The organism is Protofrankia sp. Cr1, assembly GCF_963555865.1.
Taxonomy (GTDB): Bacteria; Actinomycetota; Actinomycetes; order Frankiales; family Frankiaceae; genus Protofrankia.
The window spans coordinates 1-1,058 of the sequence record NZ_CAUVXO010000368.1 but is presented as its reverse complement, the minus strand read 5'-3'; the positions used below and the strand labels follow the sequence as shown (position 1 = coordinate 1,058).

Genomic DNA, 1,058 nt, shown 5'->3' with positions numbered 1-1,058 from the left:
GGCGGAGCTTCGAGCTACGCAAGAGCCTGGTGCTCACCCGCCGGGTCGTCCTGCCGATGCGCGAGGTCGTCAACGCGTTGATGCGTCGCGATCTGCACATCGTCGTCGATCCGATGCAGCCCTATTTTCAGGACGTCTACGATCATGTCCTGCGGGCCAGTGAATGGACCGAAAGCCTGCGTGATCTCGTGACCACGATCCTGGAGACGAACCTGACCATTCAGGGCAATCGTCTCAACGAAATCATGAAGAAGCTCACCTCCTGGGCGGCGATCATCGCCGTGCCGACCGCGGTGACCGGTTTCTACGGGCAGAACGTTCCCTACCCCGGCGTCGGCCAGCACTGGGGATTCGCGGTGAGTACCATCGCGATCCTCGCCATCGCCGGCGGACTTTACTTCGGGTTCAAGCGACGCGACTGGCTGTAACAGCATTCTGGGTGGTCAGGCTCGACCCGCCGGGCCGGCACCGGTCACGGGTGAGGCAAGCAGCAGGGGCACGGGCTTTCGAGGACGCTCATCGCACCTCGCATCGTGCGACCCGGTAGGCCGTGCTGGTGCCGGGCGTCCGGGGGAGGGGATGGCCCTGTGGCGGGGGAGGGCTGACACTTCTGGCGCGGCATGTCGGCAGAATCAGTCCTGCGATCTCCGTCCCTTGGAATCTCTGCCCGGGAGTGCTTGCTGATGCCTGCCGCACCGAACAAGGTCAGTGCCAGGATCGTGTTCCTCACTCGTGACCGGGTGCTCCTGGCCAACCGCCGGGGCGAGTCCTGGTACTTCCTGCCCGGCGGGCATGTCGCAGCCGGTGAGACCGTGGAGGTGGCTCTGCGCCGCGAGACCACCGAAGCGACCGGCCTGCACGTCGGTGACCTGCAGTTCCTCGGCTGTGCGGAACACAGCTACCAGGAAAAGGGAATCCGCGTCCACGAACTCAACGTCCTGTTCGTCGCGGAGCTGCCCTGGGGAGCCGAGATCGGCAGCCGCGAGGACGACGTCCACATCACCTCGATCGCGATCGGCAGTCTTGACGGGATCGACCTGCGCCCCGTCTCCCTCACC

Annotated in this window: 2 protein-coding genes; both read left to right on the top strand. The window is 65.2% G+C overall.

Annotated elements, in window-relative coordinates; translation table 11 throughout:
• The coding region (locus U9980_RS21490) for a magnesium transporter CorA family protein (RefSeq protein ID WP_322769575.1) at nucleotides 1-428 on the top strand (428 nt) is incomplete at its 5' end.
• A gap of 255 nt (nucleotides 429-683) precedes the next feature.
• On the top strand, nucleotides 684-1,058 hold a 375-nt coding region (locus U9980_RS21485; protein WP_322769574.1), incomplete at its 3' end, for an NUDIX domain-containing protein.